Source organism: Mesorhizobium vachelliae (assembly GCF_033977325.1).
Classification (GTDB): Bacteria; Pseudomonadota; Alphaproteobacteria; order Rhizobiales; family Rhizobiaceae; genus Mesorhizobium; species Mesorhizobium vachelliae.
Genome location: NZ_JAVIIR010000001.1, coordinates 189,713 through 204,541, shown reverse-complemented (window position 1 = coordinate 204,541; position 14,829 = coordinate 189,713). Strand labels below are relative to the sequence as shown.

At 63.9% G+C, this 14,829-nt stretch carries 16 protein-coding genes; 4 read left to right on the top strand and 12 right to left on the bottom strand.

The window, feature by feature from the left end; all coding sequences use genetic code 11:
* Positions 1-39: 39 nt before the first annotated feature.
* Positions 40-408, bottom strand: a complete 369-nt coding sequence (locus RFM41_RS01035) for a response regulator (RefSeq protein WP_320245678.1) — start codon at positions 406-408, stop codon at positions 40-42.
* Positions 409-631: 223 nt separating this feature from the next.
* Positions 632-1,261, bottom strand: a complete 630-nt coding sequence (gene chpT / locus RFM41_RS01030) for a histidine phosphotransferase ChpT (protein WP_320245677.1) — start codon at positions 1,259-1,261, stop codon at positions 632-634.
* 382 nt (positions 1,262-1,643) lie between these two features.
* Here chpT and RFM41_RS01025 point away from each other — a divergent pair, with 382 nt between their 5' ends.
* Both RFM41_RS01025 and RFM41_RS01020 read left to right on the top strand, forming a co-directional pair.
* Positions 1,644-2,180 carry a DUF1134 domain-containing protein gene (locus RFM41_RS01025; RefSeq protein ID WP_320246192.1) on the top strand — a complete coding sequence of 179 codons (537 nt, stop codon included), beginning with the start codon at positions 1,644-1,646 and terminating at the stop codon, positions 2,178-2,180.
* A 135-nt stretch (positions 2,181-2,315) separates the two neighbouring features.
* Positions 2,316-3,458 carry a coiled-coil domain-containing protein gene (locus tag RFM41_RS01020; RefSeq protein WP_320245676.1) on the top strand — a complete coding sequence of 381 codons (1,143 nt, stop codon included), beginning with the start codon at positions 2,316-2,318 and terminating at the stop codon, positions 3,456-3,458.
* Positions 3,459-3,491: 33 nt separating this feature from the next.
* On the opposite strand, the gene RFM41_RS01015 is transcribed toward RFM41_RS01020, so the two are convergent.
* The 6 genes from RFM41_RS01015 to RFM41_RS00990 all read right to left on the bottom strand — a co-directional run bounded on the left by RFM41_RS01015 (position 3,492) and on the right by RFM41_RS00990 (position 8,234).
* Complete coding sequence (locus tag RFM41_RS01015) at positions 3,492-4,289, bottom strand: TrmH family RNA methyltransferase (RefSeq protein WP_320245675.1); 798 nt, start codon at positions 4,287-4,289, stop codon at positions 3,492-3,494.
* Positions 4,290-4,341: 52 nt separating this feature from the next.
* Positions 4,342-4,680: an ArsR/SmtB family transcription factor gene (locus RFM41_RS01010; RefSeq protein WP_320245674.1), complete on the bottom strand. Its 339-nt coding sequence runs from the start codon at positions 4,678-4,680 to the stop codon at positions 4,342-4,344.
* A gap of 158 nt (positions 4,681-4,838) precedes the next feature.
* Positions 4,839-5,609, bottom strand: coding sequence for a HugZ family pyridoxamine 5'-phosphate oxidase (locus RFM41_RS01005; RefSeq protein ID WP_320245673.1), 771 nt, complete (start codon positions 5,607-5,609; stop codon positions 4,839-4,841).
* A 36-nt stretch (positions 5,610-5,645) separates the two neighbouring features.
* On the bottom strand, positions 5,646-6,833 hold the full coding sequence (locus RFM41_RS01000) for a CaiB/BaiF CoA transferase family protein (RefSeq protein WP_320245672.1): 1,188 nt from the start codon (positions 6,831-6,833) through the stop codon (positions 5,646-5,648).
* A 6-nt stretch (positions 6,834-6,839) separates the two neighbouring features.
* On the bottom strand, positions 6,840-7,601 hold the full coding sequence (locus tag RFM41_RS00995) for a 3-hydroxyacyl-CoA dehydrogenase (protein WP_320245671.1): 762 nt from the start codon (positions 7,599-7,601) through the stop codon (positions 6,840-6,842).
* Between the two features lie 27 nt (positions 7,602-7,628).
* Entirely contained in the window at positions 7,629-8,234 is a 606-nt protein-coding gene (locus RFM41_RS00990; RefSeq protein ID WP_320245670.1) for a GNAT family N-acetyltransferase, read from the bottom strand.
* 283 nt (positions 8,235-8,517) lie between these two features.
* On the opposite strand from RFM41_RS00990, the gene RFM41_RS00985 reads away from it, so the two are divergent.
* The gene (locus tag RFM41_RS00985) at positions 8,518-9,504 is read left to right on the top strand and encodes a glutathione S-transferase family protein (protein ID WP_320245669.1); all 987 of its coding nucleotides are present in this window, start codon (positions 8,518-8,520) and stop codon (positions 9,502-9,504) included.
* On the opposite strand, the gene RFM41_RS00980 is transcribed toward RFM41_RS00985, so the two are convergent.
* Positions 9,505-10,008 (bottom strand): NUDIX domain-containing protein, encoded by a 504-nt coding sequence (locus tag RFM41_RS00980; protein WP_320245668.1) that lies wholly within the window; start codon positions 10,006-10,008, stop codon positions 9,505-9,507.
* Positions 10,009-10,178: 170 nt separating this feature from the next.
* Between RFM41_RS00980 and RFM41_RS00975 the strand changes: the two genes are divergently transcribed.
* Positions 10,179-11,114 carry a metallophosphoesterase family protein gene (locus RFM41_RS00975; RefSeq protein ID WP_320245667.1) on the top strand — a complete coding sequence of 312 codons (936 nt, stop codon included), beginning with the start codon at positions 10,179-10,181 and terminating at the stop codon, positions 11,112-11,114.
* On the opposite strand, the gene RFM41_RS00970 is transcribed toward RFM41_RS00975, so the two are convergent.
* From RFM41_RS00970 to RFM41_RS00960, 3 genes are all read right to left on the bottom strand, one after another.
* Complete coding sequence (locus RFM41_RS00970) at positions 11,104-11,721, bottom strand: hypothetical protein (protein ID WP_320245666.1); 618 nt, start codon at positions 11,719-11,721, stop codon at positions 11,104-11,106. The two genes, RFM41_RS00975 and RFM41_RS00970, sit on opposite strands and share 11 nt — an antisense overlap.
* 158 nt (positions 11,722-11,879) lie before the next feature.
* Entirely contained in the window at positions 11,880-12,683 is an 804-nt protein-coding gene (locus RFM41_RS00965; RefSeq protein WP_320245665.1) for an alpha/beta fold hydrolase, read from the bottom strand.
* A 205-nt stretch (positions 12,684-12,888) separates the two neighbouring features.
* A complete protein-coding gene (locus RFM41_RS00960) occupies positions 12,889-14,676 on the bottom strand; it encodes a tetratricopeptide repeat protein (RefSeq protein ID WP_320245664.1) in 1,788 nt (595 codons plus the stop codon).
* Between the last annotated feature and the right edge of the window lie 153 nt (positions 14,677-14,829).

The window sequence follows — 14,829 nt, the reverse complement described above, 5'->3', positions numbered from 1 at the left end:
GCCTCGGCCGGGTTTTTTGTTTGAAACGCTTCCAGCGAATCAGGCGGCGATTTTGAGGAAACGGAAGCTTTCGAGCAGTTGCGCGCGGTTGAAGGGCTTCAGCAGATAGCCTTGAGCGCCGGCGCGCTTGGCGCGCATGATCGCAGCCACATCGACCTCGACCAGCGAGACCAGGATCTGCGGCTTGACGGGACTTTCGATGGCGCGGATGCGGCGAATGAGATCGACAGCCTGGATGTCGGTCAGCCCGCCATCGATGACAATCACGTCCGGCATGTCGTCGGCGCAGATTTCGGCAGCCTCGACCCCGGTCGACGCCTCGGCGACAATCATGTCCGAGCCGCCAAGAATACGTTTTGCGACCTTCCTGATGACGCTCGAATCATCGACGAACAGGCAGCGCTTCATGTCCGGGTCCTCTTTGCCATCTGCCGAACCGGCAACCTCCGGGTAACCGAAAAGCACCATAGGCCAATCTGGTAAAGAAGCCGAAAAGCCGTTAGGTAAAGTTTTTCCAAACGGGCGTACCACGCGGTTTTGGCCCGCGGCGCCGTTACATGGATTGCAGCCGGCATTGCTCGGCCTGCACTGCCAGCACAAATATCAGCGATAAAAGATACTTCGGCGTTTCTTATGCAGCCGTCAGCACGATCTCGTCGGGGGTCGCGTGGATCGAGATCGTCATATTGGCCTCACGCGCCAGAAGCAGCGTGTAGTAAGGCTGGACCGAATGGGCGTCGATCGGCTCCTCCGGCTTGTGGCCGGAATGCAGTTCGAGGAATTTCGGCGGCACGCGCAGCATCGGGCCGCTGGCCGACAGCGAAAAACGCGGCTCGGTTTCGAGGTTTTCCAGCGTGATCACCAGCTTGCCGCCGCGCGGTATGGCCGCGTTGGCGACGAGGATGAGGTTGAGCAGCAGCTTGACCTTGTTCTTGGGCAGGAGCGCCCGGGGGCCGTTCCAAACCAGTTCCGGCTTTTCGTTCTTCAGGAAGGCGATGGCCACGGCCTCGGCATCGCCGGTGTCGATCATCATGCCGGCCGAGCCCGCGGCACCGAAGGCGATGCGGGCAAACTGCAGCCGCGCCGAGGCGTTCCTGGCGCTCTGGCGAATGAGCTTCATGGCGTCTTCGTCGGCGCCGCCCTCGTCGAGCAGTTCGAGGCCGTTGTTGATTGCGCCCACCGGCGAAATGATGTCATGGCAGACGCGGCTGCAAAGCAGCGCAGCGAGATCAGGCGCGGAAAGGGTGAAAAGCTCGGCCATCGGCGAAATCCCTGCTTAAGTCACTTGTTCATGGCCGAGCGACAGTTTTCGCGCCTGCCCACGCGAATCACGCTCTTTTCCAAGGCTTTCTGAATACACAGGGCCCGAGCGCGCATCAACAAATCCCAAATTTTCGACGGCGAAAATGGTGTGTTCGCGGGGGAAACCCGCTGCGGAGGCGCAAGCGCAGCCTTCGAACCGCCATCTTCGTGTGGGAGCTTAATGGTTGAAAAAGGATTACGGCATAGTTTGCCTGTGATAGCCACCCTGAACGGCCGGCAAGAGCCGCAGGGGTGCGAGGCGTCGGCGAAAGTGCTCCCTGACGGAGATTGGAAGCATGTTTTCCCGATACTACGACCGGACGTTCGTCCGTGTCCTCACCATGACCATCACACTCCTGGCGGCTTTGGTCCTTTCGACCTCGGCGTCGCGGGCCCAGCAGTACACCGCTCAGGAAATCGTCGATTCCGGTCATAAATTCTTCGGCGAGACGTCGGGCGGTCTGGCCACCGTCGTCGAGAAGATCTTTGCCTCCTACGGCCTGCCCAATGGCTACCTGCTCGGCGAGGAAGGATCCGGTGCCCTGATCGGCGGCCTGACCTATGGCGAGGGGACGCTCTACACCAAGAACGCCGGCGACCATAAGGTGTTCTGGCAAGGTCCGTCGCTCGGCTGGGATTTCGGCGGCGAGGGATCGCGGGTGATGATGCTGGTCTACAACCTCGACGACATCAGCAGCCTCTACAATCGCTTCGGCGGCGTTGCCGGCTCCGCCTATGTCATTGCGGGCGTGGGCTTCAACGTTTTGCAGAGCAACCGCGTGCTGATCGTGCCGATCCGCACCGGTGTCGGTGCCCGCCTCGGGGTCAATCTCGGCTATCTGAAGCTCACCGAAATGCCGACCTGGAACCCGTTCTGATCGGCTTGCTCCCGCTACAATCGCTCGGACAATGATGATCGCGCCGCGGCAAGCTCTTGCCGCGGCGTTGAATTTCCGCCATGCCAACGTGGCACAATGCTGCGATTGCCGCTTTGTAAACGTGGATAGCACGCCTTGGTCCAGTCGGTCCTGTTCTTCGTACTCGGTTTCCTTTGCGCCGTTTTTCTCGTGTCGCTGGTCGCGCCGGCGGTCTGGCGACGGGCCGTTGTCCTGACGCGCAGGCGCCTGGAGGCTTCGTTGCCGCTGACGCCCGCCGAGATCCAGGCGGACAAGGACCGGGTCCGTGCGGAATATGCCATGGCGACGCGACGGCTGGAGATAACCGTCAAGAACCTGCACGAGAAGGTGGCCGAACAGCTGGTCGAGATCGGTCGCGGGCGCGAAGCCTTGAAGGGGCTCGCGGTCGAAACGAAGGACAAGAACCAGGCGCTCTCCGATCTGCAGGCCAAAAATGCGGAGCTCAGGCAGCGCGAGGAGGATCTGCATCGCCTGTCGGAAAAGCTCGCACAGTCGGAGCGGGCTTTGGAGAAGCGCGCGCTGGAGCTGCGAAAGCTCGAGCAGATGTATGACGACGCCAGCTTCTCGTCCTCGAACCGCCAGATCGAGCTGGTTGCGCGCGAATCCGAGCTGGAAAAGCTCGCCAGCGACATCGCCTTGCTCAAAGGCCAGCGCAAGGAGGCGGACCGGCGCAACCAGGAAATCGCGTCGGACAGCAAGGCCGCGCGCGAAGCGTTGAAGGCCGAGAAGAAGAAGACGGCCGAGCTGGAGAAGAAGGTGGAGCGGCTGCTTGCCACGCTTGCGGACCGCGAGGAAAAGCTCGACCGGCGCGAGAAGGACCTCGCTCAAATGCGCGAACGCTCGAAGGAGAGCGTCGCGGCAAACGGCGTCGCGCGGCTGGCTGCCGGCGCGGATGCGAAAGGTGACGATGTCGATAAGGCAATCGCCAAGCTCGAGGGCGACCGGGAACGGCTGGAGGCAAGGCTGACGGCGCTGGCGCGTGAGAACAAGCGGCTGAAAACCGATCTTGCCGCATCGGGGGCGACGATGCCCGAAGCGGCCGGCGACGCACGCTCCGGCGCCGGTCTTCGCGAACAAATGAACGAACTGGCGGCCGAGGTCGTCAATCTGACGATGAAGCTCGACGGGCCGGATTCCCCTATCGCCAAGGCGCTGGCGGGCGAGGGGCAGCAGAATGGGCGGGGCGTCAGCCTTGCCGACCGGGTGAGGGCTTTGCAGAAAGCCGGCTCGTCCAACTGAGGAAGACGATTGCAGGGCGCCCCCTGCGGACTGCTACCGGTTTGAAAAATGATGCAGCGCTATTGCCGACGCCGCGGCGACGTTCAGGCTGTCAAAACCTTTCGCCATGCCGATCCGCACCGTGTTCAGCCTGGCCAGCAAATCCCGCGGCAGGCCTTCGCCTTCGGTGCCGAGATAGAGCGCCAGCCTGGCCGAATGGTCGGCGGCGCGGATGTCGGTTGCGCCACGCGGCGATAGCGCGAACTGGCTGAAGCCAAGCCGATCGAGCGTCGCGATGAAGGCTGCGGTATCGCCGAAGGACGCGAAGGGGACCTTCAGCGCGGCGCCGACCGAAACGCGGATTGCCTTGCGGTAGAGCGGATCGCAGCACGTCCGGTCGAGCAGCACCGCGTCCGCGCCGAAGGCTGCGGCATTGCGGAAGATCGCCCCCATATTGTCGTGATTGGATATGCCGACCAGGACGACGGCCAACGCGCGGCGAGGCAAGGTTTCCACCAGAATTTCGGCGGGCGCCGCCGCGCCTCGCACGCCGATCGCCAGGATGCCGCGGTGCATGTGGAAGCCGGCGATCCGGTCCATGACCTCACCGGCGGCAACATAGACCGGAAAATCCGGCGGCGCCTTGCGCAAGATCCCCTGCACGCCAGTCAGCCTGTTCTCGAGGATGAGGGCAGACTCGGCAGTGAAGCGTCCGGTCGACAACAGGAGATCCAGCACCACCTTGCCTTCGGCGACGAAGCGACCGTGCCGTCCGACGAGATCGCGCTCGCGGATGTCGAGATAGGCGGCGACACGCAGGTCCTGGGGATCGTCGATAGGGATGAGGTTCATGCATGCCTCGCCGAAGACTGATCGGCGAGGTATGAGCGACTGGAACCGTGGGTCAAGCCCCGGCGCGGCGCAAGCGGTGGGCCATCTGGGAGAGATCGCCTTCGCCGAAAATGCCTTCCAGCATGCGCAGCAATTCGCGCACCGCTTCGGATTTGCAGGAATAGTAGATCATCTGGCGGTCGCGCCGCGTCTCGACGAGATCGAGTGCCCTCAGCTTGGCGAGATGCTGCGACAGCGCGGATTGGCTGAGCTGCACCTTCTCGGCGATGGCGCCGACCGACATTTCGTTGTCGATCAGATGGGCCACGATCAGCAAGCGCTTCTCGTTGCCCATAAGGGTGAGAAAGGCGGCCGCCGATTCCGCATTGGCGATTAGTCTATTTGAGATCATAGATCCCCCAAGGGTCCTGGATCATCCTGGCGCCAGGGGGCAATGGCGCCTGATTCCACAATGTTCAGATGTCGATGGGCGCTGCTGAATCAGCGTCACAACGAGGGTAGATGATTTTGTTTAAATCTCAAGCGTTGCTTTCGCCGGCGCGCGATCAACTATCGCTCTTGCTCTGCGGCGCGTCCCGCCCTTGCCATCTCGACAAGCGCTGAACGCAATTCGCGCGCGCTTTGCAAAGGCTGGGGAAAGAAAATCCTGCAGGTCGCATCCGGGGCGGCGAGATCCATGCCGTCGGGGTCGAAGCCGGTGGCGATCCAGCCGTCGCCTTCGGTACGGCCGAAATGGCGGGCATAAAGGGCAAGCGCGTCGCGATGATCGGCGTTCATGTGATCGAGTGCCGCCTGCTCGCTGTCGGCGAACTCCTCGATGCGGGCGGCGCTGGTGATGAAATCGTCGCGGTCGAGAAGAAAGGCCTTGCCGAAGCCGCCGTTCAGGCTCGCGCGCTCGGGCTCGAGCCGGAAGAACGAGAAGTCGCCGAGCCCGGCATAGAGCTTCGCTTTCGGATTGCGGTTGAGGTAGCGGCGCTCGGCGCGGATCTGATCGGCGGATCCCCGTTCCAGCCGCAAGGCGCGGCATGCAAGGCTGATGCGCGGATGCGCCAGCGGATCGCCCTTGCCGGGTTCGCCAAGCAGCAGCGAACAGCGCGGATCGGCGAGCAACGCACCGGTGTGCGCGGACAGCATCGAGATCAGGATCAGCGGCGCGCCGTCGATGTCGGTGGCGACGCCAACCCTGCTCGCCAGCGGCGCGCCGGTGCCAGGCTCGATCGCCGCGAGCGCGCCGAAACGCGCCGAGCGGATCAGGGTTTTCGCCAGCCTGACCGCTTCGGCGTCGGTTTCGCGGATGACGTCTTTTTTCGGTTCGGTCACAAGCTCACCCGAGATAAGTTGATTTCTACTCTCCGGTTATCGGCCGATTACACCCGCCTTTGCAAGCGCTCCGATTTCCTCTTCGCTCAAACCGAAGCGGGTCAATATGTTTGCGGGCTCGCGATCGGCGTCGGCAGGCGCCGCGGCAAGCGTCTGCGGGTTTTGCGAGAAACGCGGCGCGGGCGCCGGGCGGTCGAGTCCGCCCGATTTCACGAAGCTCTGTCTGGCGCGATTGTGCGGATGGTTCCTGGCTTCGAACAGGGACAGCACGGGCGCCACGCAGGCATCGGTCGAGGCGAAAAGCGCGGCCCATTCGTCGCGCGTCCTCGCCTTGATCCGGATGGCAATGGCGGCGCGCATCGCGGGCCAGGACGACTTATCGTATTGGCTGCGGACAAAATGACCGTTGAGCGGCAGCAGCCTGGCGAATTCGGCGAAGAAGCGCGGCTCGAGACAGCCGACGGCAATGTGCCTTGCGTCCGCCGTCTCATAGGTATCGTAGAACGGCGCGCCGGAATCGAGCAGGTTCTGGCCGCGCCTGTCGCTCCAGAGACCCGCCGCCATATAGGCGTGGATGGGAGCTGCGAGCGTCGAGGCTCCCTCGATCATCGAGGCATCGATCACCTGGCCCTTTCCGGTCAGGGAACGCTGGAAAAGGGCGGCGAGCACGCCTGCGATCAGCATCATGGCGCCGCCGCCTTGATCGGCGACGAGGTTGAGCGGCGGCACTGGCGGCGCGTCCTGCCTGCCAATCGCATGCAGGAGGCCCGCATAGGCGAGATAGGTGATATCGTGCCCGGCTCGCCCGGATAGCGGCCCCTCCTGGCCGAACCCGGTCAGGCGGCCATAGATCAGCGCCGGATTGCGCCGGAGAACGACGTCGGGCCCGAGGCCGAGCCGCTCCATCACGCCGGGGCGGAAGCCTTCGACGAGCAGGTCGGCCCTTACCGAAAGGCGCAGCAGCAGTTCCGCGCCCACAGGACGCTTCAGGTCGAGCTTGAGGATGGAACGGCCGTGGCGGTCGAGATCGTATTCTTCCGGCAGGTTCAGAAGCGGCTGGCCGGCGTCGGCGCGCTCGATGCGCAGCACCTCGGCGCCCATCTCGGACAGCATCAGGGCGGCAAGCGGCACCGGACCGATCCCCGCGAACTCGATCACTTTCAGACCGGCGAGCGGGCCTGTCTTTTCGGTAGAGGCACCGGCGCCTGTCGGCGAGCCAGTCATCTCCGCTTATTTCGGCGCCATGCGGATGGCGCCGTCGAGGCGGATGGTTTCGCCGTTCAGCATCTGGTTCTCGACGATGTGGAGGGCGAGCGATGCATATTCCGACGGCTCGCCGAGCCGGGGCGGGAAGGGGACGGAGGCGCCGAGCGAATCCTGCACCTCCTGCGGCATGCCGGCCATCATCGGCGTCTTGAAGATGCCGGGCGCGATGGTGCAGACGCGGATACCGGACCGCGCCAGGTCGCGCGCCACAGGCAGCGTCATGCCGACGACGCCGCCCTTGGACGCCGCGTAGGCGGCCTGGCCGATCTGGCCGTCATAGGCGGCGACGGAGGCAGTGTTGACGATGACGCCGCGCTCGCCGCCGGCGAGCGGATCGAGCTTCGCCGCACGGTCGGCGACGAGGCGGATCATGTTGAAGGTGCCGATCAGGTTGATCTCGATCACCTTGCGGTACTGGTCGAGTGGATGCGGTCCGTCCTTGCCGATCGTCTTCACGCCGATGGCGATGCCGGCGCAATTGACCAGGATGCGCGGCGGCCCGAGCTTCTCAGTTACTTCGGCTATCGCGGCCGTCGCGCTGTCGCCGCTGCTGACATCGCATTGGACGGCAATGCCGCCGATGTCGGCCGCGACTTTCGCCGCGCGCTCGATGCCTACGTCGAGGATGGCGACACGGGCGCCCTTGGCCGCCAAGGCGCGCGCCGTCGCCTCGCCAAGGCCGGATCCCCCGCCGGTGACGATCGCGGTCTGGCCGTTCGGGTTCATGCAAGCCTCCCAGGGTTTTTAATTATGCTACGAAGCGCGCAAAGGAGGCGCAACCGCAATAGGCGGGTCGATCGACGGCTGCGCACTGGCGGCCGGACGCGACACAGCCGGGGCAAATTCCGCCACCCTTGCCGTGCTGGCGTGACAGACATCGCCGGCAAATCGTGCGACGGCGCCCGGCTTGATCTCGTGATGCAGCAGCCGGTCGAGGTCGACCGGGCGCGGCATGGTGATCTGCCCGCGCGGAAAGCGCTTGAAGCCAAGCGGTCCATAATATGGCTCGTCGCCGACCAGAATGACGGCAGGCGCACCGGCCTTCCTGGCCGCCTCCAGCGCGATCGCAACCAGCTTGCGGCCGATGCCGAGATTCTTGAACGCGGGACGCACCGCAAGCGGGCCGAGCATCATGGCGCGTCCGGCGCCCGCGGCCACGCGCGTCATGCGCACCGAAGCGATCACCGTGTCGTCCTTGACGGCGACAAAGGACATCGAGCGGTCGTGCCCGCCGGCCTCGCGGATCTTGTAGGCGGCAAGAACGAAACGACCGGGGCCGAAGGTCTCGTCGTTGATGGCTTCGATTTCGGCATCATGCGCCGGGGTTTCCGGCAGGTATTTCACGTCGGCAAGGCTCATGGTCTTTGCGTTCCGGTATGCGAGGAAGGTTTGCTGCAAAGCGGCAGCGTTCGCCAATCAGCGCTTCTTAAGCGCGGGCGCCCTTTCGTCGTCGGTCGAACCGGATCGAGGCAAAGTCGAACATGGGCGCCTCCGCTAGCACCAATTTTGTGTCGCTGCAATCGGTGCCTTTGCCTTTCTTTGCTCCACGGCTCGTCGTTTGACGAACTGTTCAGTGCCCGAAGGCTTCGCCAGTCCGGTTATCGGTCTAGATATGTGTTCAGCCACAGGGAGATTTTTTCGCATGGGATTGCTGATTGAAGGCAAATGGCAGGATCGCGCGCTGAACACCGACAGCGCTGGGCGCTTCGTGCGGACGGAGTCGCAATGGCGCGACTGGATCACGCGTGACGGCAGGCCGGCGGAAGGGCGCATGCGCGGCTTCAAGGCGGAAGCCGGCCGCTATCATCTCTATGTATCGCTCGCCTGCCCCTGGGCACACCGCACGCTGATCTTCCGTGCCCTGAAGAAGCTGGAGCGCATCATCTCCGTCTCCGTGGTGCACCATTTCATGGGCGAGAACGGCTGGACCTTCAAAGCCGAGGACGGCGCCACTGGGGACACGCTCTACGGCCTCGATTTCCTGCACCAGATCTATGCCAAGGCCGATCCCGACTATTCAGGCCGCGTGACGGTGCCGGTGCTGTGGGACAAGCAAGAAAAGACGATCGTCAACAACGAGTCCTCCGAGATCATCCGCATGCTCAATTCCGCCTTCGACGAATGGGGCGATGCGGGTCTCGACTTTTATCCGGCGGCGCGGCGCGCGGAGATCGACAGGATCAATGCGCTGGTCTATCCGGCGATCAACAACGGCGTCTATCGCGCCGGCTTCGCCACCACGCAGAAAGCCTATGAGGAAGCGTTCGGCGAATTGTTCGCGGCGCTCGATACGATCGAGGAGCGGCTTTCGAAGCGGCGCTATCTGGCCGGTGAGCACATAACCGAGGCGGACTGGCGGTTGTTCACGACGCTGGTGCGTTTCGATCCGGTCTATGTCGGCCACTTCAAATGCAACCTGCGCCGCACTGCCGACTATCCGAACCTGTCCAACTATCTGCGCGATCTCTATCAGGTGCCCGGCGTTTCGGGCACGGTCAACCTGCACCACATCAAGGCGCATTATTACGGCAGCCACAAATCGATCAACCCGACGGGGATCGTTCCGGCGGGACCGGAGCTCGATTATGCCGCGCCGCATGACCGAAACAGGTTCCGGAAGGCGGCGTGATTACCAGTAAGCCGAGATACGCTCGCCGCCAAAAATCTCTGCTATCCGCCGCAACGTCGCCGGCGTCGTGCCCTCCGGCAAGCGGTCGATCGGGAAGAAACCGGCTTCGGCGATCTCATGGTCCGGCCGTTTCGGCGCCGTCTGGCTGAAAGCTTCGATCAGATAAAGGCCGACATGGTCGCGCTTGCTGGAGCGGCGGTTGAAATGCATCGACTTCAGCACCGGCGGAGCCGTCAGGGCGATGTTGCCTTCCTCGGCCAGCTCGCGAGCCAGCGCTTCCTCGAGCGTCTCACCGATCTCGACGCCGCCGCCCGGCAATTGCCAACCGGGAACATAGGTGTGGCGGATCAGGAAGACGGAATTGGAGGCGCGGTCATAAACCAGCCCGCGCACGCCAAGCGTCATGGGGCGGCGCAGCAGGAAGTAAAAATGGAACAGCCTTGCCCGCAGTCCCGGCCAGCCGGTCTGGCGGAACACCTCTTCCGGATCGGCTCGGCGGTTCATCGGATGATCCCCAAGCAGATGTTCGAGGGTTGCCCCACGAACGTCTGCCTGGCCTTCCTTGTTTGTCGCAGGTCCTGGCCGCAAAACCGTGGGACACTTTTGCGGAACCCGCTTGGGCGAACAGCAAAGGGTGAGTGGAAAGCCTCGCCAGCGTCGCTTAAGAAGAGACCATGTTCAGGCTCGCGCATATTTCCGACGCTCATCTGGGACCGCTTCCCGATGTAACCTATCGCGATCTCGCGTCCAAGCGCGTGCTGGGCTATGTCAACTGGCAGCGCAACCGGCGCCGCCATATGCATGACGCCGTCATCGACGCCATCGTCGCCGACATCAAGGCGAACGCGCCGGACCATCTCGCCGTCACCGGCGACCTGGTCAACCTGGCGCTCGACGGCGAGATCGAGATGGCGAAGCACTGGCTGGAGACGCTTGGATCGCCGCATGACGTTTCCGTGGTGCCAGGCAATCACGACGCCTATGTGCCTGGCGCCTTCGACAAGGTCTGCCGGGCGTGGGCTCCCTGGATGACGGGCGACGGCGTCAACACTCCAGTCGACCGCAATTCCTTTCCGTATCTGCGTGTGCGCGGCAATGTCGCGCTGATCGGCGTCACCACGGCGCGCGCCACAGCACCCTTCATGGCCAATGGCTTCTTCATGGAAGGGCAGGCCGAGCGGCTCGGCAAGGTTCTCGACGACGCGGCCAAACAAGGGCTGTTCCGCGCCATCATGATCCACCATCCGCCGGTGCGCGGCGCCGTCCAGCAACATAAGCGGCTGTTCGGCATCGCTCGTTTTCACAAAGTCATTCGCCGGCATGGCGCGGAGCTCGTCCTGCACGGCCATTCGCATCTGCCGTCCTTGTTCAGCATCGGCGCACGTGGCGCCAAAGTGCCGGTGGTCGGGGTTGCCGCCGCCGGCCAGGCGCCGGGCGGCAAGCATCCGGCCGCTCAGTACAATCTGTTCGAGATCGACGGCGAAAGGGGCGCCTGGCGCGTGCGCTTGACGCGGCGCGGCCTAACCGGACCGGCGCTGCCGCCTTCGGATCTGCAAACGACGGATCTTGACGTGCCGGCCGTGAAGGACCGCGAGCTCGTCAGAAGCTGATCTTCATGTGCATGATGCGATCCCAGAACATCGCCAGCGAAACCGCCAGGCCGACAAGCGCACCGGCGGTTATCAGGCCGAGGCCGGCGAAAAAGGTCGTCCAGCCATTGAGGCGGCTTTCGGATTGAATCGGCGGCTCCGCTTCCCGCACCACGGGACGATGCAGGCCGGGAACGGCGCTCTCCATGCCGCCCTCCATCATGTGCTGCCGTTCGACGACCCGTTCGGCCACGTAGCGCGTCACGGCGTCGGCGACCGCTTTCATCTCGGTCGTCTCGGCAAGCACGACACGGCCGACGCGCGTATCCTTGAGGAAGCGGTAGGTGCGGCGGTCGCGTCCCATGGCGACATGGCTCACCGCGTCGATCCACAGCCGCGGCTGCAGGCCCGACGAGACGGCGAAGTCGAAGCTGTCCATGTCGGCCGGGACATCGGCAAAGACCGGCGCAAGCTCGGTCGCCAGCAGATCGAGCCGCATGCGATGCGCCTCGCGCATGTCGACGACCACGTCATCGCGGTCGGCGAACGCATTCTTGACGTCGCGTATGGCATCCGAGAGCTTTTGCGACGGCTCTATCGGAGTGATCTTGTCGCCTGCGTCCTTCATGGGCGGCTGCCTCGTTGTTGGTTAACAGCGAGTTAACACAATCGCCGGCAAAATGCACTGCCGACGGCGAGCGGCGCGGCCGCCCGGCCCGCATCAAGCAGGTACGGATGCGTTCGAGGCTGGTCCGGGAAAGCCAATCCCGAAGGGGTACTCAGCAATCAGCTCGCCGCGGCGCCCAGCGGTGGACGCAACCGCCTGGCGCGCCGTCGCGTGTTGCGCCGCACGATCTCGGCAACCAGGGCCGGGGCCTCCTCGACCAGCATATGGCCAGCGTCAAGAACGTGATGCAGGTGGAAATGCGGCGGCAGAGCCTCGGTCTGCGCGACAGGCAGGAGCGGATCCTCCGCTCCCCAGACAACCATCACCGGCATGTCGAGCGTCTCCAGCTGCGCGCGGGGGATCACGCCTTGCCGGTCATCCTTTGTCATCGCGGCCGCCATGTCGATCAGAGTTTGCAACTGGCCCGGCTGTCTGCGCATCCGGCACAATGCATCCACCACGTGGTCGGGCGGCACGCTCCGCAGGCCCGACATGGCCGCAAGGCTGGTGCGGACCTCTGTTCTGCCGGCTGCGGCGGCGTAGCGGCGCAGCAAGGCCGCGTTGATTTCCGGGCCGAAGCCGCCGGGCGCCAACAGAGTGAGCGAGGCCACCTTGTCGGGCTCGGCAAGCGCCATCAATGTCGCGATCGCGCCGCCCATGGAGTGACCGGCGAGGTGGACCTTGCCCAACTGGCGCGCCGCAAGATCGGCGAGGATGGCCTGCGCGGCCGGCTTGGCGCCGCCAATGCCTTCGCATTCCAGGGACTGCCCATGGCCAGGCAGATCGTAGGCCAACATTCTCGCTTCGGGCGCCAGCGATGCCATGACGTCACGCCAAATCTCACGGCAGGCCCCGAAGCCGTGCAGAAAGACGATCGTCTTCGGGCCAGCGCCGCCCTCGACGGCATAGGGGAATGGAAGCATGAAAATGAAACGGTGAAGAAGACAGGCAGCAATTCGAAATTGTGGCTGGATTGCTCCCGATCCAGACCCATGGCCAGTAAAATTTTCGCGACCGGAGCGCCCGTAAGGTGCCTGACACGCAAGCATGCGCTAGACTCGCCGGATCACAGCGTCACACTTTTGCGCTCCGGTAATCGTGTGGCCCAAACACGAGTATAAGGCTGGATTAGCTTGGGTTGCCGATCCCGGCGGCTCGCAAGGACTGGACCAGCCGGTCGACGAGATCGGCAGGGTATTTGCGTTCGACGAATGTCGCGCGCGGGTCGGCGACGAAGTCCGGGAATTCGGCGGTGAGCTCGTTGGCAAGCTCGCCCGCCAGCTTGTTGCGCCCTGAAATCTTGGCGCCGATCAGGCGCGCGGCCAGATAGTGCGACTTGGATGCCGTCGTGCGCAGCGACTCGCTGGCGATCGCGGCTTGCTTCATATCGCCCTGCATGAAGGCTCCGATGAACAGGCCATAATCCCACCAGGTGGGATGGCCGCTGAAGGCTTCGACCGCGTGACCCAGGATCGGCGTTCCCTCGTCATACTTACCGGCGAAGATCAGCCCGTAGCCATAGGCGGCGGCCATGCCGAGATCATACGGGTTGAGCTCGTAGGCCTTGCGCATCAAGCGGGTCGCTTCGTCCGAGTTGCCGAGGCGCGAGTTGAGGTAGCCAAAGGCGCGATGCGCGTGCGGGCTCATCGGCCCCATCTGGACGGCGCGATGCGCCAGAGACATGGCCTTTTCGAGCGACGCGTCGGCGGGATAGGCATAGTGGTTGTTGACGGCTTCCGTATGAAGCGAGGCCAGTTCCGCGTAGACAAGCGACGATTTGGTGCCTTCGCTGACCAGCTTCTCCAGGCAGCGATACGCGGCCTCGTGCGTCTGGGCGCTCATGTCGAGATAATAGCGGTCGTCAAGCAGCAGGCATCCGATCTGGCTGGTCCGGATGTCGCTCTGGTCAATGTAGCTGTAGATCGCGCCCGAAGCGGGAACGGTCGAGGTGAGGAGGCTGGCGATGTTGCTTTCAACAGCACCGGAGGCGCTTTCGGCCAATGTCAGGTTTCGCGACAGGAGAACCCGCCCGGTCGCGACGCTCTGCAATTCCACCGTGACGTCGCCGGCAGTGGGCCCGGGAACAATTTCGAAGACGAAACTGATCGGATCGGCGGCCTGATCGCGCGTCGAATCCGCATCTCGCCCGATGAAATCGATGGTGTCGAAACCGGCAAGGCCGGCACGCAACGACGATGCAACGCGAGCGGCCTCCGGCCCATTGGCTTTCACCGCAATGTAGATCAGCGGCAGGGAGTCGAATGTCGGCTGGGCAGCGGTGCTCGCCGCGCCCGCCGTTTCGACCGTTGCGGCCGATTCGCTGCCGCCAAGGAAAGCGTTGCTTTGACGCACGATGAGCACGCCGAGCATAATGATGACCAGAACCATGGCGGCCCAGAAAAATCGCAGCTGCCGCGTGAGCGACTGTGCGGGTGCCGCCGGCGCCGTCAGCGCCACAGGCTCGTCCGGCACGGAGCTGTCGAGATGCTCGGACACAGCCGGAGCGGCTTCGGCCGATGCGTCGGACCGTTGCATAGCGTTGCCGGCGGGCTTGGCGTTGCCAGGCAGCCGAATCGCATTCAGCTCGTAGGAAGGGACATAGCCGCCGCGCGGGATCGCGATGCGCACCGGCTCGGCGACACCTTCATTGGCGAAATACTGCTCCAGGAGCTCGCGCAACCGACCGGCCTGGACCCTGACCACGGCATCGGTGGAGGCGTCGAAATCGCCGTCCTTGCCGAAGACGTCCATGGCGATGGAAACGCCCTTCAGCCTGTCCGCCTCACCGGCCTGCTCGCGTTCCACCAGATAGCGTAACAGCCTGCGGGCACGCTCGGAGCGTCCGAACGTTTCGCTGGCAAGCAGTCGCTCCAATGTCTCGCGCACTGCGGGGGCGGCAGGCGGGGCATGCTCCAAGTGTCGATCCTTCCGAAGTCGGCACAGGTTAGGACGCGATCATATAGCGCCCGCGCCGTCGCACAAGGATGCTTCTATTATGCGATCGCGTAAGCCACTGGAAATTCCTCCGCCGGTTAACGAATGGCAGCTCTCACGTCTGTGCCTGAAGCG

What these genes read in the sequence shown, in the direction of transcription:
- RFM41_RS01035 (WP_320245678.1), bottom strand. Translation starts at nt 408, where the DNA reads ATGAAGCGCTGCCTGTTCGTCGATGATTCGAGCGTCATCAGGAAGGTC.
- chpT (WP_320245677.1), bottom strand. Translation starts at nt 1,261, where the DNA reads ATGGCCGAGCTTTTCACCCTTTCCGCGCCTGATCTCGCTGCGCTGCTT.
- RFM41_RS01025 (WP_320246192.1), top strand. Translation starts at nt 1,644, where the DNA reads ATGACCATCACACTCCTGGCGGCTTTGGTCCTTTCGACCTCGGCGTCG.
- RFM41_RS01015 (WP_320245675.1), bottom strand. Translation starts at nt 4,289, where the DNA reads ATGAACCTCATCCCTATCGACGATCCCCAGGACCTGCGTGTCGCCGCC.
- RFM41_RS01010 (WP_320245674.1), bottom strand. Translation starts at nt 4,680, where the DNA reads ATGATCTCAAATAGACTAATCGCCAATGCGGAATCGGCGGCCGCCTTT.
- RFM41_RS01000 (WP_320245672.1), bottom strand. Translation starts at nt 6,833, where the DNA reads ATGACTGGCTCGCCGACAGGCGCCGGTGCCTCTACCGAAAAGACAGGC.
- RFM41_RS00995 (WP_320245671.1), bottom strand. Translation starts at nt 7,601, where the DNA reads ATGAACCCGAACGGCCAGACCGCGATCGTCACCGGCGGGGGATCCGGC.
- RFM41_RS00990 (WP_320245670.1), bottom strand. Translation starts at nt 8,234, where the DNA reads ATGAGCCTTGCCGACGTGAAATACCTGCCGGAAACCCCGGCGCATGAT.
- RFM41_RS00985 (WP_320245669.1), top strand. Translation starts at nt 8,518, where the DNA reads ATGGGATTGCTGATTGAAGGCAAATGGCAGGATCGCGCGCTGAACACC.
- RFM41_RS00980 (WP_320245668.1), bottom strand. Translation starts at nt 10,008, where the DNA reads ATGAACCGCCGAGCCGATCCGGAAGAGGTGTTCCGCCAGACCGGCTGG.
- RFM41_RS00975 (WP_320245667.1), top strand. Translation starts at nt 10,179, where the DNA reads ATGTTCAGGCTCGCGCATATTTCCGACGCTCATCTGGGACCGCTTCCC.
- RFM41_RS00970 (WP_320245666.1), bottom strand. Translation starts at nt 11,721, where the DNA reads ATGAAGGACGCAGGCGACAAGATCACTCCGATAGAGCCGTCGCAAAAG.
- RFM41_RS00965 (WP_320245665.1), bottom strand. Translation starts at nt 12,683, where the DNA reads ATGCTTCCATTCCCCTATGCCGTCGAGGGCGGCGCTGGCCCGAAGACG.